22 protein-coding genes and 7 pseudogenes are annotated in these 22,018 nt (G+C 59.4%); 11 read left to right on the top strand and 18 right to left on the bottom strand.

The annotated features are described in order from the left end of the window. Positions 1-64 precede the first annotated feature (64 nt). Positions 65-415: pseudogene (locus NLM33_RS34830) on the bottom strand (transposase); the annotation flags it as partial. Positions 416-1,132: 717 nt separating this feature from the next. Between NLM33_RS34830 and NLM33_RS34835 the strand changes: the two are divergent. Both NLM33_RS34835 and NLM33_RS34840 read left to right on the top strand, forming a co-directional pair. Further along, positions 1,133-1,348, top strand: coding sequence for a cold-shock protein (locus NLM33_RS34835; protein ID WP_254103038.1), 216 nt, complete (start codon positions 1,133-1,135; stop codon positions 1,346-1,348). A 1,078-nt stretch (positions 1,349-2,426) separates the two neighbouring features. Beyond that, the gene (locus tag NLM33_RS34840; RefSeq protein ID WP_254103039.1) at positions 2,427-3,032 is read left to right on the top strand and encodes a hypothetical protein; all 606 of its coding nucleotides are present in this window, start codon (positions 2,427-2,429) and stop codon (positions 3,030-3,032) included. A gap of 79 nt (positions 3,033-3,111) precedes the next feature. Here NLM33_RS34840 and NLM33_RS34845 read toward each other — a convergent pair whose 3' ends face one another. Continuing rightward, on the bottom strand, positions 3,112-3,435 hold the full coding sequence (locus NLM33_RS34845) for a hypothetical protein (RefSeq protein WP_254103040.1): 324 nt from the start codon (positions 3,433-3,435) through the stop codon (positions 3,112-3,114). Between NLM33_RS34845 and NLM33_RS34850 the strand changes: the two are divergent. Then, positions 3,416-4,079, top strand: a pseudogene (locus NLM33_RS34850) (Tn3 family transposase); the annotation flags it as partial. The gene NLM33_RS34845 and the pseudogene NLM33_RS34850 overlap by 20 nt on opposite strands. 40 nt (positions 4,080-4,119) lie before the next feature. Here the strand turns inward: NLM33_RS34850 and NLM33_RS34855 are convergent. Both NLM33_RS34855 and NLM33_RS49775 read right to left on the bottom strand, forming a co-directional pair. After that, positions 4,120-4,782 (bottom strand): hypothetical protein, encoded by a 663-nt coding sequence (locus NLM33_RS34855; RefSeq protein ID WP_254103041.1) that lies wholly within the window; start codon positions 4,780-4,782, stop codon positions 4,120-4,122. A 309-nt stretch (positions 4,783-5,091) separates the two neighbouring features. Next, positions 5,092-5,247, bottom strand: a complete 156-nt coding sequence (locus NLM33_RS49775; protein WP_371930016.1) for a WGR domain-containing protein — start codon at positions 5,245-5,247, stop codon at positions 5,092-5,094. A gap of 449 nt (positions 5,248-5,696) precedes the next feature. Between NLM33_RS49775 and NLM33_RS34860 the strand changes: the two genes are divergently transcribed. Continuing rightward, positions 5,697-6,278, top strand: coding sequence for a transposase (locus tag NLM33_RS34860; RefSeq protein WP_254103042.1), 582 nt, complete (start codon positions 5,697-5,699; stop codon positions 6,276-6,278). Here NLM33_RS34860 and NLM33_RS49780 read toward each other — a convergent pair. From NLM33_RS49780 to NLM33_RS34875, 4 genes and pseudogenes are all read right to left on the bottom strand, one after another. Then, positions 6,184-6,429, bottom strand: a complete 246-nt coding sequence (locus NLM33_RS49780; RefSeq protein ID WP_371930151.1) for a helix-turn-helix domain-containing protein — start codon at positions 6,427-6,429, stop codon at positions 6,184-6,186. The genes NLM33_RS34860 and NLM33_RS49780 overlap by 95 nt on opposite strands. A 54-nt stretch (positions 6,430-6,483) precedes the next feature. Then, positions 6,484-7,006: pseudogene (locus tag NLM33_RS34865) on the bottom strand (IS21 family transposase); the annotation flags it as partial. 33 nt (positions 7,007-7,039) lie between these two features. Beyond that, positions 7,040-7,483: a DUF1842 domain-containing protein gene (locus tag NLM33_RS34870; RefSeq protein ID WP_254103043.1), complete on the bottom strand. Its 444-nt coding sequence runs from the start codon at positions 7,481-7,483 to the stop codon at positions 7,040-7,042. Between the two features lie 49 nt (positions 7,484-7,532). Then, complete coding sequence (locus NLM33_RS34875; RefSeq protein ID WP_254103044.1) at positions 7,533-7,880, bottom strand: hypothetical protein; 348 nt, start codon at positions 7,878-7,880, stop codon at positions 7,533-7,535. 744 nt (positions 7,881-8,624) lie between these two features. Here NLM33_RS34875 and NLM33_RS34880 point away from each other — a divergent pair. Further along, positions 8,625-8,831, top strand: coding sequence for a cold-shock protein (locus NLM33_RS34880; protein ID WP_254103045.1), 207 nt, complete (start codon positions 8,625-8,627; stop codon positions 8,829-8,831). Between the two features lie 1,365 nt (positions 8,832-10,196). On the opposite strand, the pseudogene NLM33_RS34885 reads toward NLM33_RS34880, so the two are convergent. Beyond that, positions 10,197-10,421: pseudogene (locus NLM33_RS34885) on the bottom strand (acyl-CoA synthetase); the annotation flags it as partial. Positions 10,422-11,392: 971 nt separating this feature from the next. Here NLM33_RS34885 and NLM33_RS34890 point away from each other — a divergent pair. Further along, positions 11,393-12,073, top strand: a complete 681-nt coding sequence (locus NLM33_RS34890) for a hypothetical protein (protein WP_254103046.1) — start codon at positions 11,393-11,395, stop codon at positions 12,071-12,073. Between the two features lie 1,276 nt (positions 12,074-13,349). Next, a pseudogene (locus NLM33_RS34895) lies at positions 13,350-14,111 on the top strand (IS5 family transposase). A 20-nt stretch (positions 14,112-14,131) separates the two neighbouring features. On the opposite strand, the gene NLM33_RS34900 reads toward NLM33_RS34895, so the two are convergent. Then, the gene (locus NLM33_RS34900) at positions 14,132-14,413 is read right to left on the bottom strand and encodes a LexA family transcriptional regulator (protein ID WP_254103047.1); all 282 of its coding nucleotides are present in this window, start codon (positions 14,411-14,413) and stop codon (positions 14,132-14,134) included. Between the two features lie 38 nt (positions 14,414-14,451). Between NLM33_RS34900 and NLM33_RS34905 the strand changes: the two are divergent. After that, positions 14,452-14,686: pseudogene (locus tag NLM33_RS34905) on the top strand (helix-turn-helix domain-containing protein); the annotation flags it as partial. Here the strand turns inward: NLM33_RS34905 and NLM33_RS34910 are convergent. The 5 genes from NLM33_RS34910 to NLM33_RS34930 form a co-directional block, all read right to left on the bottom strand. Then, complete coding sequence (locus NLM33_RS34910; protein ID WP_371930017.1) at positions 14,637-14,993, bottom strand: transposase; 357 nt, start codon at positions 14,991-14,993, stop codon at positions 14,637-14,639. The pseudogene NLM33_RS34905 and the gene NLM33_RS34910 overlap by 50 nt on opposite strands. Further along, on the bottom strand, positions 14,902-15,963 hold the full coding sequence (locus NLM33_RS34915; RefSeq protein WP_254103049.1) for an IS66 family transposase: 1,062 nt from the start codon (positions 15,961-15,963) through the stop codon (positions 14,902-14,904). The genes NLM33_RS34910 and NLM33_RS34915 overlap by 92 nt, the downstream gene beginning before the upstream one ends. Before the next feature lie 35 nt (positions 15,964-15,998). Next, positions 15,999-16,352 carry an IS66 family insertion sequence element accessory protein TnpB gene (tnpB, locus tag NLM33_RS34920; protein ID WP_254103050.1) on the bottom strand — a complete coding sequence of 118 codons (354 nt, stop codon included), beginning with the start codon at positions 16,350-16,352 and terminating at the stop codon, positions 15,999-16,001. Then, positions 16,349-16,810 (bottom strand): transposase, encoded by a 462-nt coding sequence (locus NLM33_RS34925; RefSeq protein ID WP_254103051.1) that lies wholly within the window; start codon positions 16,808-16,810, stop codon positions 16,349-16,351. Before NLM33_RS34925 ends, tnpB begins: the two co-directional genes overlap by 4 nt. A gap of 833 nt (positions 16,811-17,643) precedes the next feature. Beyond that, entirely contained in the window at positions 17,644-17,901 is a 258-nt protein-coding gene (locus NLM33_RS34930; RefSeq protein WP_254103052.1) for a hypothetical protein, read from the bottom strand. Positions 17,902-18,676: 775 nt separating this feature from the next. Between NLM33_RS34930 and NLM33_RS34935 the strand changes: the two are divergent. After that, positions 18,677-18,922 (top strand): annotated as a pseudogene (locus tag NLM33_RS34935) (transposase); the annotation flags it as partial. A gap of 239 nt (positions 18,923-19,161) precedes the next feature. Here NLM33_RS34935 and NLM33_RS34940 read toward each other — a convergent pair. Beyond that, the gene (locus NLM33_RS34940; RefSeq protein WP_254103053.1) at positions 19,162-19,551 is read right to left on the bottom strand and encodes a transposase; all 390 of its coding nucleotides are present in this window, start codon (positions 19,549-19,551) and stop codon (positions 19,162-19,164) included. On the opposite strand from NLM33_RS34940, the gene NLM33_RS49375 reads away from it, so the two are divergent. After that, positions 19,545-19,676 (top strand): hypothetical protein, encoded by a 132-nt coding sequence (locus NLM33_RS49375; RefSeq protein ID WP_256570576.1) that lies wholly within the window; start codon positions 19,545-19,547, stop codon positions 19,674-19,676. The two genes, NLM33_RS34940 and NLM33_RS49375, sit on opposite strands and share 7 nt — an antisense overlap. 16 nt (positions 19,677-19,692) lie before the next feature. Here NLM33_RS49375 and NLM33_RS34945 read toward each other — a convergent pair whose 3' ends face one another. Further along, complete coding sequence (locus NLM33_RS34945) at positions 19,693-19,881, bottom strand: hypothetical protein (protein WP_254106057.1); 189 nt, start codon at positions 19,879-19,881, stop codon at positions 19,693-19,695. Here NLM33_RS34945 and NLM33_RS34950 point away from each other — a divergent pair. Beyond that, the gene (locus NLM33_RS34950; RefSeq protein WP_254106223.1) at positions 19,837-20,142 is read left to right on the top strand and encodes a hypothetical protein; all 306 of its coding nucleotides are present in this window, start codon (positions 19,837-19,839) and stop codon (positions 20,140-20,142) included. The genes NLM33_RS34945 and NLM33_RS34950 overlap by 45 nt on opposite strands. Here NLM33_RS34950 and NLM33_RS34955 read toward each other — a convergent pair. After that, positions 20,134-21,588: a GntP family permease gene (locus NLM33_RS34955; RefSeq protein WP_254103054.1), complete on the bottom strand. Its 1,455-nt coding sequence runs from the start codon at positions 21,586-21,588 to the stop codon at positions 20,134-20,136. The genes NLM33_RS34950 and NLM33_RS34955 overlap by 9 nt on opposite strands. Positions 21,589-22,018 lie beyond the last annotated feature (430 nt).

Below are 22,018 nucleotides of genomic sequence, written 5' to 3' on the forward strand. Positions count from 1 at the left end.
GGCGTGGTCAGTTGCCTCATTCAGGAGGACACCGTTCTTTACCAGGCTAGGGTGGGCAATCAAGCTTGAACAGCCGGTCGCGATTCTTGGAGAAGGTCGAGTGATCCCACACCGGATCGTCCACGCCCAGGCCGACAAACCAGCGGAATAACAGGTCGAACTCCAGCCGCTCCATCAATTGTCGTTCCGAGCGGATGCCGTAGAAGGCCTGCAACAACATCGCCCGAAGCAGCCTCTCCGGTGCAATCGAGGGCCGACCAAAGTCCGTGTAAAGCCCCGCAAATGCTGTCGAGAGATCGCTCAGCGCAGCGTTTACGATCTCCCGGATCTTCCGTAGCGGGTGATCTGGGCGAACTCGCGCTTCAAGATCCACGTAGCTGAACAACGATCCAGACCGCTCGTCCGATCCCCGCATCCTGGTCTCCCGATTCAACCATCGAGAGAATCACGTCCAATGCCATCTCGCCAGAGACTTCTTCAACAGCCTGCTAAAGGATTTGCGACCTTTCGTGTCTGACCAGATGCTGCGATTTGCGCGTTTGGACTCAATCCGACAATTTGACGGCCACGTAACAAGATCCTTAAAGCGATCCCCAGCAATTCCGTCCGCAGAGCTTCGATCGCGAGTTGGCACGCGACTTGCTGCGGCATGACGTCATCACCGTATCCGGTCCCGACTACCATCCGGTGATGCAGGGCAGACCCGATGTCTCTAACGGGCCCGTCCGCTCGACGATGCATGCTGGCGTGTTGCGTAATGAAACCACATGTTAGAGCCGCAGCGGCTGCAACCGCATTTGCGCACGGACTTCGCCGCGATGTTGTGAGCGTCTACGAGCATGAAACTCGTGGTTACAGCAGGACAAGTGTCTCTGTACGCGGGAATAATGCGAACGGATTCGACTACGATCACAACTGTCGCATCAGTGGCTCGTTACCTAGCATGCAGCACCATGGAACAGGGGCACGCTTACAGCTCGTCCCGAAGCGCCTCGGGACGTACATCGGCTTCGATCACGACACCGCATCCTACTTTACAGTGAAGATTAGCTGCGGTCGCATCTGCCTGTTTGATCGTCGGGAAGGAACGCACTTTACGTTTACTGTGTGGTCCTGATCACGGAGAATAGAAGTGAAGATAGGCAAAGTGATTTACTGGAATCGCAACCGCCATTTCGGTTTCATTCGGTACGACGACGGCGATGACGATCAATTTGTTCACGCGTCGATTGACACCGATACGCTCTACGTTGGTGATGTTGTTCTCTTTGAAGTCGCTCGCGACAGGCGAAGCCGTCGCGAGCACGCGGTGAACATCATGAGACAGAACTCGCCGGTGCGGGAATGATCGCTCGAAGCCAGCTAATCTTATTGAGCCAGAGTGTCGCAGTCCTTGTCGATACCGATCATAATTTTGAGCATACACTCACTTTTCAGCATGGGAAGGCTGAGATGGGTCTGACAAAATCACGGGACGTGACGTCGTGGTTGTCGACGTTATAATGAGGGCCTTGCGTGAGACATGCGGGACGAGCCAGACCGCTTCGCACGGGCTGATGGGGTCAAGCCAGATCGAGGAATCCGATCCCATCGAACAGATTGCGCGCGGAGGTGTTGGCACTAGCGTTCCCCGGAAACCGGCTTGGCCTCGACAAAAGCTTGTCGGAAAAGCGTTACGGAGATCATGAGGTGCGCATCCGGGTCAGGCAGGACAGAGCGCTTGGCGAACAGCCCATCAAGGAAGCTCGGATCGCGAGGGAAAAGGCGGAGCACCTACCCCGGGCAAGGAGCGTGAGGACCTTCTGAAGAAGGTTCACGAAGCTGATGTAGCCGCCCGCATAGCCGAATGGCTGAACTCACAGGGTCTCGAGGCCCCGACCTAGTTCCGGCGCGCCGACATGCCGGCGTGCGTCGGTGAGAACAGGTTCAACCGGAGAGAAGCTGGTGGGCGTAGCTGATGATCGTGGGATGCCGGGATGATCTGCGAGAGGATGGTCGCGCGAATGCACGGAGACCGCGCGCGCTCGGGGACCGCCGTTCCGCGGCGTAGAGCCGTCCCCTTAAGGGACTTGCCCAATCCTCATTATTGAATACTAGGAAGCTGTCTTCCTATATCTGGCGCAGAGGCGACGCAAATGGCCGCCTTTCTGCGGCGAGCGCCGGAAACTCAACAGCGCGACATAGGCAGCCGAATAACGAAACTGGAGCAATGAAGTCTCTCTGCCACTAACGCCCCAACCTGCGTCTCCGCCAGTAGCTTCGCCTTCGAACTTTTTCGGATAAAGCTGAGACAACCGAACGCGAGCAACGAACCACCGAACGCCGCACACGACCCTACCGATCAACAGAGCGAACGGTTTACAGCGTCATCCTTTGTCAGGGCACGCGCTCAGCTTGCCGCAACGCTGACCGGTGCGAACTTGGAAATGCTTAGGAACGAGATCGGACTGGCGGGGCAGCAAGTAGCACGGTGGGAATCAGCAGACACGATCGAGGGTGACGGTATTTTCCACGACGTGGTCGCATCGTCGTATGTGGAACTGCAGCGTTTTCAGAACGCGGACGGCGATTGCGAGCCACACAGGAACCCGCAGAAGAGTGCAATATCGTACGTGCATGACGCGGCGCGCCAGTATTCTTCTGTTGGTCATCATCTGGAACGATATCCCAAAGGACTGGCGCACGAGGCCGGGTGGCATATGCGCGGTCTGACGAAATCTTCTTTTGTGTCATTGGCCAAGGATGGCTCAAATCTGCCCAGTTCGCAGGACCCTTGGGCGAGGAGAATCGCCGAAAGCACGGCAAGGTTGCACACCTACATGGTACCCAGGGCGATGATCTGGACGCCCCAAGGGATCATGAGCAGCATTCGGCTCGGGGCGAACGAAATTAGCGGTTCGGCTGCACGCCTCCTGAGCAAGCTGAGCGAAATACCTACCCAAGAGACCGAGGTCTTGTTTCTGGGCGCCAATCTGGGTGACTACCGGACCGCCAGCGAACCAAATCCGTACAGGGGCGCGCCAGGTGAATAAAGGACCGTGCCGCCATCTGCGCTGGAGTTGTGCGGCGGTCTTGGACGTTGCAGCGAACGCTGAAAGGAATGCGCTGGCCTCAAATAGTCGCCCGTTCTTTAATCGCGGGCACGGTGTCAACCCCGATCGACAAAAATAATCCGCTGCCGGGTTCGTGGTTCTTTCCGCGGTCGTCTCTATGCAGGAGCGCCGCATGATGGCGTTCAAGAAGTGCGACATCTCGATGTTGAGAGCGCGGTGCGTTACCGCCCGCAGGGGCGACTTCGAGATTGCCAACACCTTCGTCCCGGCAGGGACGCATGTTCCGCCGAAGGCGGATCTGGATTGGTTTAAAACTGGATCGTGCGGCACGCGTCTCTACTTGGAACTCGGTGCCATCGGTCCAGATGGCGAGGATGCGCACCCTCCACGCCCGTTCAGAAACCTATCGCGCCGCTCAGGCCTGCATCACCGACGCACACACCTGTCACCCGCATTCCCGCCTGTGTGGGGGCAACGGAACGACTGCGTCGTCCGACGGGCAGTTCTTTCGCGCCAGCGACCGAGCGGCAAAATGCAGCGACGCCAATCTGCACTATGGCAGCGAACCGGGATCGAAGTTTTACAGCCACCTGTCGGACCAGTACGGCTATTTCAGCATCCTGCCCATCAGCCCGACGGAAAGTGAAGCGACCTATGTGCTGGATCGAATATTCGACCAGGACACGATCTTCGATATCCATGACACTGGCGGGGCGAGCGATCATCTCTTCGGGCTATTCGCCCTTGTCAGAGCTTCGCCCCGCGTCTACGCAACCTCTAGTATCGAAAGTTCCACATATTCGAGAAAGGCGATGCTTACCCGGCGCGCTAGCGAACCACATCGGCGCGCCGATCAACACTACATTGATCCTCGACCATTGGGATGACCCGCTCCATTTCGCAGCGTCGATCACGACGCGCTCCGTCGTTCCCTCGACGAAGGCAGCGCACAAACTCAAGCGTGCGGTGTTCTTCCACGAGCGCGGCGAAATCCGTGACCGGTCATTCGAGAACCAGGCATTCCGCGATCGTGAGCCGATCGACGAGTAAATTGCGCAGCCTGCAATCAACAATCTTCAGCATCTCCCGTTTCGGCGCGCGAAGTTGATTTTCTCCGATGAATAAAGCGCCGATAAAAAGCCGGACGATCGGCCTCAGCGACGGCGGGATGCGTGGGCGACCATTTTGGCCGCGTCGGAACGGTAATCGCGGCCAGGGGCACCCACGCTCGTTCGAGCGTCACCGGATCGCGCAGCTGAGCGACCGTCTCGGTGCGGATGTCCAGCCACTCGAACGAACGACCGTGGACGGCCACAAGTTGAGCAGGCCGGAGCGTGGCAAAATGATCTCGACGGGAAACCCTTATCACTCGACAGACTCGACTTGGGTTGTCGCGCAGGTTCAAGATGATCTGGCCTACCTGTTCAACTACTGGAAGTAAGAGCTTGATAGTCATAGGCGCCTGACCGTTTCGTCGCAGCACAGAGCGCTGGAGGATGACACTTCCACCAATTGAGGGCGAGGTTTCTCTTTTCAGAACGGCATGGCCCCGATGTTGTTGCCTGGCGTTCAAACTTCGCCTGGGGAAACCGAAACCCTGCAACTCAATCTCCCTCGCAACAGGGCCGATGTGGTCCGTTATCCCGAGGCTTTCGTTCAGCGCGTTCGAGAGCTCGCTCTCAATCATCACGACGACGAGATCGTGGCCCTTCTGCGCGGAGAAGGTCATCGCAGCTCTACGGGCAAGCCGCTCACGGCGGGTACCATCAAATGGTTACGATACAAGCACCGCATTCCGGCCCCGCTCCCTTCCAAAGGAAGCCTCAACGTTCGGCAAGTGCAGGAACGATACGGTGTCAGTCTCTATGTCGTCCATTATTGGATCGAACGCGGCGTCGTCTCCGCAATACATCGCAAGCCGAATGCACCCTACGTGATCACAATCGACAACGAACTGGATCAACGCCTCCGCACTTGGGTCGCCAGCTCGGCCCATCTCCATCGATCCCCAACGCCAATTGTATGAGGTGCATTATGCCTACCGCGTCGGGATGCCTAGCGGACGCAGCTTCTTGCCGCTTGCCTTACCGCGCCTCTGCTTGGCAGGTTCCGGCCGTTCGAACGCTTCGACAGCCTCTGCACTGCCGTCGAAGGTCTGTACTATGGTCTGACCATTCGTGCCGATCGGCCCCAATTGCGGATCAGCGAAACTTCTCTAAACAGGGTCGGCTTCGCGGATAGCTCGATGCGGCGATGCTGAATCGAAGATCAGCGATCCGCAGCGCTACTCTGCAAGGATTGGCAAGTTTTCCGGATCGCTTGCAGAATAGGGCTTTCACCCACGATTGCTTGGTCTGTCGCCGGGTCTAGAGCCTTTGCGCCCGAGGCACGTTCCCTTTCGAGTGCACAAAGGGCAGCCGATTCCGTGGTTATTGCGGGCTCAATCCAATCCTTACGAGGATCTGGCAACAACAGAGAGGACATGACGGCCAGAGCTATGAGTACGACAAGCTAGAACTCGGTAGACTGCAACTGCTCTCCAGATGCCTATAATGTCAGCGAGCAAAAGCATAACACTGAGAGCGCCTAAGCCCCAAGACACGACTTTCATCCAGTACATGCGAAACTCTCGAACTGGCCGAATTGAATAATGCCGCCTACGTCTCGCTGGCGGGCGATGCGAAGATGCCGGGCAAGATCCAGCTGGCATATTGTCTCGTTCACGCACGCCGTAACTTCGTGAGGGTGCACAAGACGACGAACTCACCCTTCGCCGCGGAGGTCATCGAGCGCATCGCAGCCGTCTACGCGATCGAGGAGAGGATCCGCGGTCTCGACGCTGGGGAACGCCGGGCGGTGCGGCAGGCCGAGACGAAGCCGCTGATGGAGGCGTTGAAGGCCTGTCTGGTCGCCGTGAAAGACGGCATCTCCCGGCAGTCGAAGCTCATCAAGGCGATTGATTACATGCTCGAACGCTGGCCGAGCCTGACGGCATTCCTGGACGACGGGCGGCTCGAGCCGTACACCAACACGGTCGAACGATCAATCAGACCGATTGCCATCGGAAAAAAGAACTCATTGTTCAGCGGCAGCGACGAGGGCGCTTCATACTACTCATCTGTCTATCTCCTTAGAATTGAAGGCATTTCTGGTTGGCGTCGCAAGGCGGCCGACCGCGGCGCGATCGCCTGCGAGAGGCATCCTGGCGTACGTCTGGTCGCGTGAGATCAGATTGTTTGATGATCCATGTCGAGCCCTTGCATAAATGCTGCGCAGGCAATCGCCCCTCAATGATCATGCGACGTATGGTCGATGGACTGACGTCGAGCATCTCCGCTGCTTCGATTAACGAGAGCTCTCTACCATCGCGTCCCACGATTGTTCGAAGCGTTGGCGCTCGCGCGCGGCGAAGGACGTTACGCCCGCGTACCGCTGTCGACTCGCCTTGTCTCGTTGGCGCCGTACCGTAGTGACCCATTAGCGCAGCGTAGCGCTGTGTCAGATTCTCCCGCGCGTCGGCCGCGCGATTACGGAACGCCGCCGAGCGCCCACGGAGCGTTCTGCAAGCCCTCGGCCAGGGCAACGAAGTTTTCGCCGCCGAGCCCGACATGGGCATACTCGAAGCCGGAGAACCCCAGCCGGAAGTGATAGAGCCGGTGATTGAGCGCCTTACTCGCGAAGCTAGTGCCGAGCGCGCTTGTGTCGGTAAAGTCCGACAGACCCAGCCGACCGGGTTCGTGTTCCTGGCGGAAGATCACGTCCTGTTCGGGGCCGTTGAACGCCCGCCAAGCATTGATGCGGCGCTCCAGCGTGCGTCGGATGTTGGGGGTAAGGTCGGGTGCCGTCGGCGCAGCCTTCAGGATCGGGCTGATCTCGGCGTCCCAATAGGGTACGAGCGGATCGGGCCGTCGTCGACCTCTCGGCGCCTTCTTCTGTGACGGCAGCCGCGAGTCGTCGTTCTCACCTTGATCGCCGCCGCCCATCGTTCATGCGATGGCTGGAGACACCAGCTTGACCGGCGCGGCTTCGATCTCCTGCCAATCGCTGTGACCGCTGCGATAGCAGTAGGAGGCGATTCCCGATTGCCAGTTCGGGAGCAGGGTCATGCGCAGATCGACGTTCGGCAGAATCTGCGGTCCAAGCCCGCCATGCGTCGGCCAGTGGATTGGCGGGTAGCCAGTAAGGAGTACTAGAAGTAGTGCCGGAGCCGGCGGGAGCGTCGGCAGCTGGCTGTAATTGCCTTGCAGGGAGGTGGTGACATCGAGCGGCGGATTAACAGCTTGGGTGATGCTGCCGAAGCCTTGGATCCGCCTGTTCGGCGTGTCGACAACCAGATCCAGCTTGAAGATTCTGCCTCCGGGGCGGCTTTCGCCAATCTGATAGCAGGCGTGAAACAATCCGACGTGGTCTTTGGTTGTCGTATCCGGCATAGAGCTATCCTTTCCTATTTAAGGGGATTGATCGGGTGATCGGCTGTGGTCATCCGGCCAACTGCCGCACGTAGTCGTCAGATTCTTCCGCCGGGATCGCCTTCACCGGAATCAGGCGCGTGCCATTGCTACCGGACACGACGATTTGCGGCACATAATGGCCGGGGAAGCTGCCCTTGACCGCAAAGGGCGTGGACCCTTCACCGAGCGGTCCCGTCCAGCCCATCACGTCGATCTTCAGGCCGCCGACCCAATGCGGATCGCGCACTAGGGCAATTCCTGTCGTGAAGTTCGGCGCATCACCCTCAACCTCGACCAGAAATAGTCCGAATCCGTCGGGTCCGTGGATGAAGCTGGCTTTTGCCGTGTTAAACGGCTCCGTCTGATAGAAACCCATGATTCTCCTCCTGCTGAGCTGGCGACGCCGCGCAACCATCCCCGCCGCCTAATGACCAGTGCGGCGCTGGGCTGGTGTCCGCCGGCGGCCGCAAACGCGTTCACTCCAGCAGGGATCAGGGACCTAACTAGCAATGAGTGTGCCACCTAAAAAAGTTGCGCAGTGAAAGCTTTAATGGCGACAGAAAGGTGCAGTCTTGCTGGTGCGAGCCCCGCGGCTCAGCGTCGAGTTGCGGATATTGTGTCATCGACCTGACACGGATGAATACGACGACACCGGCGTCAACCTTCTGCGCGACCAGCCTAAGACAACCCGGTTATATGCGAGCTAATCGGGTCGAGCACATTCAACTGCCGCACACGGCGCTCGCATCATGCCGTTGCAGAACCTCGCGGCAATCGCCGATTCACATTCGATGTCATTCATCGAGAACTCGGCGTTCTGTGCTGGTCTCGAAGACGTACCGATCTGATCCGGAGCGGCGGGTGATGGGAGCCCAGTGAGGCGAACCGGACGTTTACCGATCCCGCCGTGTGATGCCTTCGAGTAATCGACACTGATCGAGCTAGCCTGAGAATGTTAGCAGTCGCGCACGGTTGTCAGCTTTGCGTCCATTGACGTCGACCCGATGCTCACCATCACTGTGGGATCAGCATTTTCGGTCCGGCACGCCAATTGCTCTGTTTCTCGGCACCATTACCCACCCGCGCTCGGACTGGGCGCAGCGGCAAAGGACGTGATCGTATGGCAACAGGTACTGTGAAGTGGTTCAATGATCAAAAGGGGTACGGATTTATCGCTCCAGACGACGGCGGAAACGACATTTTTGTCCACATTAGCGCCGTAGAACGCGCTAGACTCTCTGGGTTGGCAGAAGGCCAAAAGATTTCTTATGAAGTCAAAGTCGACCCCAAGCGTGGCAAGAACAGCGCTGAAAACCTGCGGGTCTGATCACGCCCGCCGCGTTGGACTGACGGTTGTTCGCCGTCTTTTGCGTCTATGTCCGTGTCGGGCTTTTGATGGTAGGTGCAGTAGAGCCACGGCAGCACGGTTTGCAGGTTCGTTGTCCGCGCTTTCGGGAGGAGCTTGAGCAATTCGGGTTTGTAAGGCCGAGCGCAACCGTGGGCACGAAAACCCAAGGGATCACGAACTATTCCTCATCGACCAACGTGTCTTCCGTCAGCGTCGAGCCTTGAACCGTTTACGAGCGCGCGCGGTTTCGTCGCGCTTCGAGTAGAAAATGACTGTTGCAAACGCTTGGGTTGTATGCAACCTTAGGGTTGGGCCTCAGAAACCCAAGGAAACCCGAGCAAGATGGCATCAGTGGCCATCAATGGGCCAGCGCTCTAACAGCCCCGTTCGGTGAGACGGTGCGCCCATGTCCAAGGGGCACGCCCCCCAAGAGCACATTGGCTGTTCGCGATTGCGGTTTCTGAACCCCGGCAGCCAGTCCGCTACCGGTATCAGAGCTAAAAGCAAAATCCATGAATCATCAGCGAATCTCGCGCCGCGCCGTGGCGATCGCTCGCGTCTGCAGCCTCGAGGTGTTGCACGACAACGAAACATCTCAACAGAGAGCCGACCGGTTGCTGGCGCCGCACAAGCGGCGTAACCGTTCTCCGTCGTCAAATGATTTGAGGCTAATTAGGCGGCTCGGGAAAGGAGGGGCTGGCTCCTCAGGGGTTAGAGTTTAAGCGGCCGGCACTCGTTGCTGCGAGCGACGGTTTGCATTTCATCGGCGCCATCCTGCTCGAGCAGCGCCCATATGTGGCCCCCCAAAGCGCCTTCCGAGCCGCAAAGCGTTTGCCCCCAGGGAAAAGCTTCCTTTGGGCAGTGTTTCGGGGACCTGAGAGAGCATTGTGCTGGGGGCATCAACAGGATCGCGACGCCGCAGCCGCATGCGCCGGCGACAACACCACCTGCCATGGCGGTTTTACCTCTTGTGACAACACGGCAACGAGAACCTCTACGTCTGTGTGAGCTCTCGTCGAATTATCGACCAGGACACAATTCTTGGCGCATTTAGTTTCAGCTGCCCATTCGCTTGCACCAGAATCTTTCAGCAGGCGGACCAAGCAGGACAAATCCCTGCGACCGCGGAACCGTCGTTGCCACGAGTTGCTTCTTTGTTCAGGGGGACGCCCATAAGTGCGCCCCCTAGCAAGTCTGAGGACATGTGCTTCAATCCGCATGTCGGAGCGTGCCGGCGAGGCGTAATATCCCCCAGGCAAAAATCCCGGTGAGCATCGGAGGCCTGAGATGGCGACGCGCGAGCTGAAACTGGTCGGCTGGGGCTATGTAGACGACGAGCTGACGGCCCGACATATACTCGCGGCAATAGGCGATGATCTCGACCTCGGTCGCCTTGGTGCCGTCCTTCAGCTCGATGAAGGCGCAGGGCACTTCACCCCATTTAGGATCGGGTTTTGCGCCGACGGCGCTGACCAGCACGGCCGGGTGCTTGTAGAGGATGTCCTCGACCTCGAAGGAGGAGACGCTCTCGCCGCCGGAGATGATGATGTCCTTGGGGCGGTCCTTGATGAACTTTCTTCAGGCGCGCAACGCCGGCGGCGACAAGCGCGAGCAAGGTGATCCAGAGGCAGGTACTGAAGACGGCCGACATCAGCTTACGCATAGGCTCGCTCGCCGATCAAACGAGGCCGCCGCGCCGAATATGTTGGCGCGACGACTTTCGCCTTGGGGTGGACCCGCGAAAGGCGGCGTCTACCAAGCTCCGGCCGCGGCGGCATAGCCGTCCAGCCAGAGGTCGTCGAGAGTGTAGGAAGGTCAGACGGAAAGGAAAGGTATGGCGCAACAGTCGATGAGACGGGATCGGGAAAGCCAGTTCCTCCCACAGTGCCCCAAGTTCGAGCACGCTTCTGTGATTTGGCCTCCGATCCGCGAACTCCCATACGGGCCCGCGAACGCATGACCGGTCGCATCAGAGGCCGGACAGATGTCAGCACCCGACTACGCGCAGAACCTCACGAAAGATTCTACTTGCACTCACGGGGGCGTCCACCGATGGTGGACCTTTGGTGAAGGCAGCGAGTGGGGGATCGGCTTCGAAACAGTTACCATGACAGTCGCAGTCGTGACGGCGGTCATCGCAATTTTGGCTTTAAACGTTGCCCAGTGAGTTCGGTAGTCAGTTGGCAATCGCATTGCAGTTTCACGAGAAGCCGGTGTGGCCGAGGATATCCGTCGAACTCTACGAGGCACGTTTGGTCGGCATTCGGCGAGAGCTTGAAGCTTATTTTGGAGAGGGCGTTTAGTGCCGGCGGCCCGCAGCGCGCTTCAGGGCCTATTCACGCATCAGGCTAAGTTTTCGCGCCGCGTGTTCGGGGCGCAAAGGTCACAACAAAGCCTGATATCTGGGCAGATTGCGCTGCTCGCTGAGAAAGCGCTCGTGAGGGCACGTTTTTCAGTTATTCGAGGGAGGCAGGCGGGTGCTAAAGCAATGGGGATCTCTGCTTCGCGGTCACGAGTTTGATCTGCAAGATTGGCGGGGCATGCTCAAGCCGCCATTTGAACCTTGGATCGAGGTGCACGGGCAAGATACGATCCTGCGGTCCAACTCGTTCGACGAGCTTACATCGACGGATGAAGTGCGCGATCGTGCTGTTGCACATATCGAGCGTTTGAACGGAGCCATGTTCGTCATGATGCAGGGCCAACCGCTTCAATTCTGGGGCGTTGTCGAATTCGCATCCGATGGCACGATGCATCGGACCCTGTTTGCCGAGAGGAACGATACCATCCGAGCGAGAATGCACGCGTCTGCCCTCGTGATAGGGGCGGATGGCAAGGAGAAGCCTCCGGCACCTCCAACCCAAACGGAGGTCCAGAGATGGGCCGCCATCGCTGACAATGATGATCTGCTGGAAGATGCCTTGATCTATTTCGGCCGGGTGTCAGCGCCGGGTCAACCACACCCGCCAACCTTTTGGTTCGATATCTACAAGGCGCTAGAATGTCTGGTTGAGCGGTTTGGAGGAAACAAAAAGCGTGAGGACACATTTTTTGCGCTCGATTGGGTTCCTCCACAGGTCGAACGCCTGAAGCAGACTGCGAATTGGTCGAGGCATGCGCGGCGAAAATATAAGAAGCCATCACAGCCAACAACTGAGCAGGAAGCCATAGAGTTGATGGTGCGGCTGCTCCGAAAGGCGTTCGAAAACGTAGGTCCGTGAAAAGGATTTCGTACCGTCGATCGCAAGATCGAGGCCAGCCTTGTATTCAAGCGGCGGTCAGGCGATGAGCACATCGGACATGGAAGTGTAGGATGCGGTTGCTGACCACCTCGCCGCAGAAGCATCGCGCAACCCCTTCCGGCCGCTGTGATGGGCGGCGGCAGCGCCAAACCGTGCATTTGGTCTTTCCACGCCGTCCAGTCACGCCGACGCCGCCACGCCTCGATGATGCATGCTGCCGATGGGTCGTTGAAGCGTTTCGATGTGCCGGCACCGACCAAAACGGAACTCTAAATCTGTACCGTGCGTTCTTGGACGCCGATCTGCCGGCGCCACAGATGCGCATGGGGTCGCCTCTAATGCAAGCTCGGCAACTGCTATATCTGCAGACGTGCCCTGCAGGGTGGTATATGGAGGGCGGTACCAGAGGTTGTTGCTGCCGAGTACCCAAGCCTCCCAGCCGTGCGCCACGGCCTGTTTCAAGAACACGGGGTTGGGGGCCGCGAAAGCGTCTGCCTTGAAAGCTTCTTCCAAGTCATACGAGCACAGATACTTTGCCATGGTGGTGCCGCTTCACAGAATTGCCCACCAGCAAGCAATCACGATCGCGGAATAAACGAGCACAGCGCCGGTTGCTAACACGATTTCTACTAACGTGACTTCCATCGCTCAGCTCCCACTTCGATTGCGAGACCCGCCGCCCACCAGACGGTGTATGTGAGAAAGGAATTCTTCCACCAATCGGTTATCTGGACGGCATTGTCTGTCACTCTCACTGCCAAATGGTTTGAGGTATAGTCAAAGCCCCTGCAGAATCGTTGGCGCTTTGGTCTTAGCAGCCAAGCAGCCAATAGGTCTTAGCAGCCAATGTGTCTCCGCACCGAAATGATATATGCTTGGTAGCGCCCCGGTGATGTGGCACTCATTGTCGAAGTCGTAACCGTTCAACGCAATCGCCGCGGAACCCTCGCGGGCATCAACGGGACGGACCCGAAATGGCGTTGAAAACATCCCGGGGCCGCTCGCAGCCCCTGCAAGACCGCCGATGCTCACCCAGCGAAGCAAGGAGCGTGCCGCCTTAACTGCCCCCTCGTTCCGTCTGTTTTCCTGATTGGCCCCGGCCGCAAATGGTCTGAAACCTGACGCGCCTGCTACATACTCCTAAGAGCAGCGCAGGCGCGACAGGGGGATGTCCCGATCGCTGTTGAACTAGGGTTTGTACCTAATTAGCAAACTGTGGTTCCCTCGCACCGATTGATTCGACACGGGGACTTCGATGCGCGCAGGACTGTTTTGGCTCAACGACAAGCAGTGGACTCGGACAAAGCCGCATCTGCCAACGAACCAGACCGGACCGGAGCGCGATGATGATCGACGCATCGTCAGCGGTATCATTCACATGCTTCAGTCCGGTGCACGCTGGCGCGATTGCCCGCCCGATTATGGTCCTTACACGACGATCTACAATCGGTTCAATCGCTGGGCCAAGCGTGGACATTGGCGAATGATCTTTGAAGCGCTCGCCCGCTGCGGCAAGGATGGCGTGACTTTGTCCATCGACTCTACTTCGATCAAGGCGCATCGCTCGGCGAGCGGCGGAAAAGGGGGGAGCATGAACAGGCGATCGGCCGCTCGCGCGGCGGGCGGACCACGAAAATTCACGCGATGAGCGCCCCTGATTGCAAACCTTACGCATTTCATCTCACTCCAGGCCAGGAAGCAGATATTGCGGCGGCGCCGGCCCTTTTGAAACTCGCGCCGCCCATGTCCGCCCTCATTGGCGACAAAGGCTACGACGGCGACGGCTTTCGCGCCCAAATCCTCGATCGCGGCGCGAAGCCTGTCATTCCAAACAAATCCAATAGAGTGACCCCTCCACAGCTTCAGCAAGCGCGCCTACAAAGGGCGCAATGTCATCGAGCGTTGCTTCTGCCGGCTCAAGGATTTCCGGCGGGTCGCAACTCGATATGACAAACTCGCCCGGAACTATTTGGCTGCCGTTCACCTCGCCGCGATCGTCGCCTACTGGATAAATTGAGTCTGAACCCTAGTAGTTCATCACAGTGATTTTGACGTTTTGATGCCGAGCCATTGGAGGATGGGCAAGTTTTCGGGTGGCAAGAGGATCTCGATGCTTCGTGCGACGCCAGGCTTGCGACGAATGAACCCGTTGCGTTCGAGGGTGACGATCATCTGGTGAACTGACGGTGGGCTGACGCGGAAGTGGCGCTGGATGTCGGCCTCGGCGGGCGGCTGTCCGAACATGTACGAATAGGTATGGATGAAAGCGAGATAGTGCCCCTGTTTCTCGGGGAAGTGCACGCCTGATTTTTGACTCATAGCTGGATTCGTCCCGGCCTCCGACAAGGAGGCGAAGCGTGAATGTACGTTATCGGGTGGAATTGAGCCAAGTCGAACGGGACGAACTGACGGCGATGCTCGGCGGCGGCAAGCATGCCGCCCGCAAACTCAAACGGGCTCAGATTGCTGGCGGCCGATGGGGACAGTTCTGACGCAGAGATTGCCCGAACCGTCCGGGTCAGCCTCTCCACTGTCGGCCGGATCAAGCGCCGCTTCGTGGAAGGCAATCTGGAGCGGGCCTTGAGCGAGGAAACAGCGTCAACCCATCCCAGTGATTGAGTGCATAGTTGATCGCCTCCGCCAGCTTCGACTGCGAGAAGAGCTGGCCGACCATCTCGGTCAGTCGCGCCTTGAGCGCCGCCATCAGCAGTGCGCTCCTGGTGCGGCGGGCGGCAAGTCGCTGCTCGGCACTGCTGCCGCGGATCTCCGCCTCGATAGCATAGACCGCCTGCAGGCGTTCGATCACCTCACGCGCGAATGGCGACTGCATCGTCGTAGACCTCGACGAATTTGCGTCGGGCATGGGCGAGACAAAAAGCCAGCTGGATCGCGCCGCCATGACCGCGGGCAAGCGCCTTGTAGGCAGCATAACCATCCACCTGCAGAATGCCGGAAAAGCCCTTCAGTTGTCCGGCGATCTCCTCCGTGCCGCGGCCGTCGGCGAACACGTAGGCAACCGCCGGCGGCGATGGGCCGCCCCATGACCGGTCATCCATGGCATGTGCCCAGAACTGGCAGATGCGGGTGCGATGTCGTCCGGGATCGAGCACCGGCATTGGCGTCTCATCGCAGAACACGCGCGGCGAGGCCTGGATCGTGCGCAACTGAAGCTCATAGAGGCTCCTGAGCCACCAGGCCGCACGCTTCACCCAGCCGGCCAGCGTCGTCCGGTCGAGATGGACACCCTGGCCGACCAGAATTTGTACCTGTCGGTACAGCGGCAGATACCAGGCGAACTTCGAGACCACTACGTGGCTCACGAGTGCGGTCGGGGCCATGCCGCTCTCGATCGGGCGCGGCAGCACCCTCGCTTGGACCACACCATCGGTGCAGCTGCGGCAGCCATATTTGGGACGGATCGTGCGCAGCACCCGCAGGATCGCCGGGATGATGTCCAGCACCTCGCTGACGTCCTCGCCGATCTTGTGGAGCTGACCCCGGCAGCACGGGCACGCCGTCGCCTCCGGCTCCAGCCGCTGCTCGCAGCGCGGCAGGTGCTTTGGGAGTGCGCCGATGTTGCGGCGCGCCTTCTTGCGCACCTTGCCGGGCGGCTTCGCCGCAGGCGCATCGTCGTTGGCCTGCACCGGCAACGTGGCGTCGGTCTCGAGATCGCCCAGCTCAAGCGCGAGTTGCTTGTCCACGAGCACCGCAAGTCGCTCCGAGCGCTTCCCGAAGATCATCTCCTTGAGCGTCTGCATCGCCACACGCAGCTTCTCGTTCTCTGCGTCAAGCGCGAGCACCATCTCGGTCAGAGCTGACGGATCGGTCGGGAGAGCATCGGGGCGAATCGCCATGACCAGACGATACATCCGCGCGCCACAGGCTCCAGCGAAATCCCCACCTCTCAGCCGACAACGGCCGGCTGCTTCACAGGCTTGGGTGAGACACGCGTCCACTCGAGGCCATCGAGCAGCATCGCAAGCTGCGTCGCACTCAGATGCACCACGCCGTCGCGGATCGGCGGCCAGGTGAAGCGTCCCTCGTGCAACCACTTCGTCACCAGCACCATGCCGCTGCCGTCCCACGCCAGAAGCTTCACTCTGTCCATGCGCTTGCTGCGGAACACGAAGACGTCACCGCAATACGGGTTCGCACGCAGCGCTTCGCTCACCAGCGCCGACAGCGTGTGCACCGACTTGCGGAAATCGATCGGCTGTGTCGCTAACACCACCTTGAGGTCGGACCGTAACGCAATCACCGGCAACCCCGGAGCGCCGCCAGCACCGTCGACAGCGTCGCCAACTCCACGCCCGGCTCGACGCGGATGCGCGCTCCGCTCACCTCGATCTCGATCACCCCGCAGACCTTGGCCGAGGGCGCGGCGATCTCCCAAGCCTTCGTCTGTGCCGGCGAAGCATGCTCGGACTCGCCAGCTGTCTCGCCACCGCTTCCGGCGCCAATTTGAATCAGCACGAAGTTCGGCGCCTTGCCGGCCACCGCCGCCGCAACTTGGTGTCGCCACACCGTGAGCAGCCCGCGGGAAACGTCATTGCGCCGCGCCACCTCGGAGATGTTCGCACCCGCCTCAAAGCTCTCCGCCACGATCCGGGCCTTCTCTTCGCCCGTCCACCGTCGCCGTCGGCGCTCCCCAGTGATCACCTCGACGCGACGATAGGAGTCACCTTCCTGCCTGGCATCAAGCATGGCATTTGCCATCGCTCCACCTCCACCGATCAGCTCATGCCAAGCTGTATTGCAGGCGAGCAAGAATGACGAGGTGGGTGCCTCATGCCGGTTACCAACAAGGCGCCGATTTCGCTGTTGAATGGCTCATCGCGCCCCAGTCGGCATGAGCCTAACCCCCGGAAAATTCCAGCACCGGCTGGCCTAGTTTCGGGGAGCACTTCAAAAGGCCCCGAAGTGGCAGCTCACTGGCTGGCTCTCTTTCGTTGGAGTCAAAGTCTGGCTGGGCTTCGGATCGGGTGACCAACCATTTTTCCATTATGACCTTGATCCCAAGCTCCGCCCTTGTTGCGTTGAGAGCAGCGACCGCTTGCGTTCGTTCGAGGACGATCCCTGCAAGGTAGTGCTCGGAAGAGTAACAAAGAGTATTGTGATCATGGTCCAAAATCCATGGAGACCATCCGTGCTCGATGGCTTTATTTGACGAACTCTTCGTGCGCGTCTGGTTTGGCCTCTTTCAAATCGTACGAGGCAATAAATCTCGAAGTCTCGGCATCGTATTGCTCCGCTCTGCGGCGCACGCGTGGACTGGAGGCAGCGCGTGCACGACTCGGCGTCGGGAATCAGGTCGACGCTGTCCCGCTCGCGCTGCCAGTCAAGTTGGCGGCGATGACTCGGCGCTCGCGTTGGACCCTGAAAGCGCTGTCCCTACCACACGCCGCAAACTTCGGTGGCAAGCCTTCGTCTCTGGACCTGACCACCTTGCCCCTCGAGAGGCTCAATTCTCAAGGGCGCGCGCAAGGAGTATCGCGAAGAAGTGCTGCAAGCACCTACCAGAATTGGTTGGTACCGATCTCATGTTGGCTTCACTGCTTCTCTGCGGGCGCATCGCCTTCGGCTGACGGGGCGGGCGGTGGTGATGACGGCATGTCCACCGGTGGTGTCGCAGCAACGCAATCGCCTGCCCAGATCTTCGTGCCTCTGACCGTCCCAACTAGTTTACAACCCAGCGGCGCCTGCGGCTTAACATGAGTGGATGGCATCTTTGCTGCTCCGGGTGGAGCAGCTTGAGCAAAAGCGCCGCTCGCAAGAAACAGCGTGATTAGCGCAATCAGCAGCTTCATGGTCAGTCACCTCAAATCGTAGCCGATGCACGGCCTGAGCGCGCGTTATCCTCTCGCCGCTCTTCGCAATCCATGCGTCGATTGCAGCTCGGCTTCATGCCACCGCTCGCCGATCTGGACGCCCTTACCTGTTGTCGGCAAGCGACCGCGCTTAGTTTTAGCGGTTACGCGAATTGGCTTTTCATAATTATTGTTACCGTAAAACCAGGCCGAAGGGAAGTTGGCGCTTCCCTCAACCACGAAGGGCACTTCACATGATCGAGGGGCCTGATCCGCGTGTTAGCTAGGTGTACTACCAGCGAATCCGACTTCCACTGCAGCGTCTGCCATTCTCAGGAATGATCCATATCGTCCGGCATACTCGGCACACTTCCGCTGCGCACCGAGACCACAGTGGACCTCTCAGGTTCCTTGATACTTCCTTCTCCGAACGTGCCGTGCGCTCTGACCCCGCCGCAGTCTCTAGCCACCTCGCCTTTGACGGTGACCTACTTTTGCCTTCCAGCCATTACGACGCTGTCGGCCTGCGGATTCTTATCTTTACGAGGCTGACCCCGCTTCACTTGCGTTACGGCCCGCGCGTCGCTCTGCCTACGCTTAGCTCATGTCGTTACCTCCATAAGCCCAAGGCTCGATTCCCGGTGGGGTGGCTCTCCCCCTTGCCGAGGCGGGAATTTCACCCGCTGGAAGCATCAGGCTTGGCCTGACGCACTATAATCCAGATTGAAGTTCGCTCTGGCCCATATGAGGACCAGAGCATGAAGCGAGCCGCTTTATGGAAGAGCAGATCATCGGGATTTTGAAGGAGTACGAGGCTGGCGTGTCGGTTGCCGATCTGTGCCGGAAGCACGGTGTCAGTGACGCCAGTATCTACAAATGGAAAGCCAAGTTTGGCGGGATGGAGGTCTCGGAGGCCAAGCGGCTGAGGACGCTGGAGGACGAGAACACGCGGCTGAAGCGGCTTTTGGCCGACGCCATGCTGGACAATTTGGCGTTGAAGGACCTCCTGGGAAAGAATGTATGGTCCGCCCCGTCCGTGCAAGGGTTCGTAACAGCAAAAATGACGCTTCCAGTTGCATAAATGTATCCGGCCTCTCGCGAGTGGACTGCTGTTGCAGCCAGGCCATGATGAGATCCGCGCACGCCGTTCCCAATAAATGGTTCGGGCACGAAGCCCGCTTTTTTGCACAGGGCTTCCGGCATGTTGATCCACTGTTTCGTCATCACTGTTCCCGAGCCTTGCAATCGAAGCCAGAAGCGTCAGGTGAAAGCAGGATCTCTGCGTTCGTAGAGAGCTCCGGGCTTGTTCAAGACCACCCAGACAATGCGGGCCATCTTGGCGGCTAGATCGACAACGGCCTTGTTCGGATGCATCCGAGCCTGGAGCCCGTCGAGCCAGCTTCCCAAGCGATCGCGTGTCCGGTCCAGGTGCCGGAAGCAGGATCGCGCGCCATGCACTAAAAGCTTTCTCACATAGCGATTGCCGCGTTTGCTGATGCCAAGTAACATCTGTTTTCCGCCGGTCGAGTGTTGTCTGGGCACTAATCCCAGCCAGGCAGCAAGGTCGCGGGCCTTGCGAAACTGCAGCCCATCACCGATCGCGGCAAGTACGGCGGTCGCACCCAATGCGCCGATGCCAGGGATTGTCATCAGCCGCGTGTGACGTCCTCTCGATCGGCGACCGCTTCGATCTCCTGTGTCACTTCTCGGATCCGTTCTTCGAGGCGGCGGAGATCGGCGAAGAGATCTCCGACCAGGCGACGCATCACTGGTGACAAATCGTTTTCTTCGTCATTCAAAGCGCGCGGCAACTCGAGTTTTGAATATTCCGGCACCCTGACGCAACGGTATCCCGTACTCGAGGCAGAAAGCTCGCATCTGATTGATCAGGCGTGTCCTCGAGCCGACCATCTGGTCACAGATTCGATGCAGCGCTTGAAGATCGACCTGGTCCGCCTCCTTTACGGCGACGAAGCGCATTGTCGGTCGCGTCGCGGCCTCAGCGATCGCCTCGGCATCGAGGTGATGGCGGGGCAGTACACCATCACCGAGGCGCGCGAGAAAGGCGGCCTCGGCACCGCCGAGATAGAGTTCTACGAGTCCGGCGTGCCGGTCTTCCAGACGGTCTTCAATGACACGCAGGGTGCGATCCAGAACTCGGCGAGCGCCGTCGAGCGGCTGACCGCGCAAACCATGATAAGGAGCCTGCGTCGTGATAAAGCAGGTAACCATTCAAAATGATCCCACTCCGCCGCCAAGCATGATCACGACGGCCAACGCGACGACCGACGGAACGATGCCGACCATGAAAATATCGAAATAGCTGTCGTGGTGGGTCATGCCGCAGATCGAGAGCAGGCTGACCACCGCGCCGTTATGCGGCAAAATGTCAAGCGTGCCTGAGCCGATCACCGCGACACGATGCATCAGAGCGGGGTCGATGCCAGTTTGCGCCGCGATCTCGGCATAAGTCTGGCCGAGTGCGTCGAGCGCGATCGTGAGGCCGCCCGACGCCGAGCCGGTCAGCGCCGCCAGGACATTCGTTGCAACCGCGAGAGAAACAAGGGGGCCGCCCTCGATTGCCAGCACCCAGTCGCGCACGGCTACGAACGCGGGCAGCGCTGCAATGACAGCGCCGAAGCCGACGAGACTTGCAACGCTCAGCGCCGGCAGTACGGACGCATTCGCGCCGGCATCCATGGTCTGCCGAAGCGCCGGCAGCCGAGGCCAGTTGAGAGCCATGACGGTTATGATGGCAGCGGTCAACGCGATCGCAACCGACCAGACGCCGGCGACGGCTGAAATCGACGTGGCGCCCCAGCGCTCCTCGGCAAGGTAGGAGAAATCAAGCCTCGGGAACACGCCAAGCGACATCAGAAGATTGACGGCGATGACGACGACCAGCGGCAGGATGGCGTTCAGTGCGGGCGGCGGCTTCTTGCTTCGGCGTCCATGCTGGATCTCGGCAGGATCGAACTCGCGGGCGGTGGTCGCACGTTCACGCAACAGCTCATCATCCGGCGTGCGCTCGGTTGCCGCCAGTGCCTCCTCGCCATAACCTTCGCCGGCGGCGCGAGCAGCCCCCTCAGCCCGTCGCAACCACCACAGGCCGATACCGAGCATGACAAGCGATGCAACGATGCCGTGGCCGGGCGCCGCAAAGGGCGTCGTGCCGAAAAACGGCATCGGGATCATGTTCTGGATCGAGGGCGTTCCCGGCAACGCGGACATGGTGAAGCTTGATGTGCCTAGCACGACGGCCGCCGGCAGCAGGCGACGGGGAATTGAGGCAACACGGAATAGCGATTGCGCCATCGGGACGATGACGAAGAAGGCGACGAAGAGGCTCACCCCACCATAGGTGACGAGCGCCCCCGCCAGCACGACGGCAAGGATCGCGCGGCGCTCGCCGAGGCATCTCGCCATGAAGGCAGCCGCGGAGGCGACTGCGCCGCTGTCATCCATCAGCTTGCCAAAGACGGCGCCGAGCAGGAAGATCGGAAAGAACTGCGCCAGGAAGCTGGCGGCGCTCACCATGAAAATCTGGGTCCAGTTGGCAAGCAACGGCTGTGCGCCGATCGCGGCCGCCACCAGCGCCGCGATCGGCGCGAGCAGCAGGACGCTCCAGCCGCGAAACGCAAAGAAGATGAGCAGCGAAAGCCCAATGAGGATGCCCAGCAGTCCCATTTAGCACTCCGTGAACAGGATATTCAGGAGTGGAGTATCCAGATCGGCCGTCGAGCGCTTGCCGATATCCGTGCCAAAAGCGTCAATGAACTCGCTTGCTGCGAGCCATCCTTCCGGGCGGATCTCCGGATTCTAGATCAGCCCGGTGTTTGCAGCGGGTTTCCGTCGACGAGCAGCAGACCTGTAAACGCGCCCTCGCTGACCGAACCGAGCTTACCGAGATAAGGACTGCGCGAGGCCCGACAGCGCCAACGGCTCGACAGATTAACTCTTCTGCATTCAGGTTCATTTTGCCTCGCTATGGCGGATTCGACTGCCTTAAGCAAGTCTTCTGCTGCCACCGGCTCTACAACAGCTGCTTATTCTCTCGGATGAGATTGATCTCCGCCACCTGCAAATTCTTGTAGTTGACCAACGTCGTGTTCTCCGG

This window comes from Bradyrhizobium sp. CCGUVB1N3, from assembly GCF_024199925.1.
Lineage (GTDB): Bacteria > Pseudomonadota > Alphaproteobacteria > Rhizobiales > Xanthobacteraceae > Bradyrhizobium.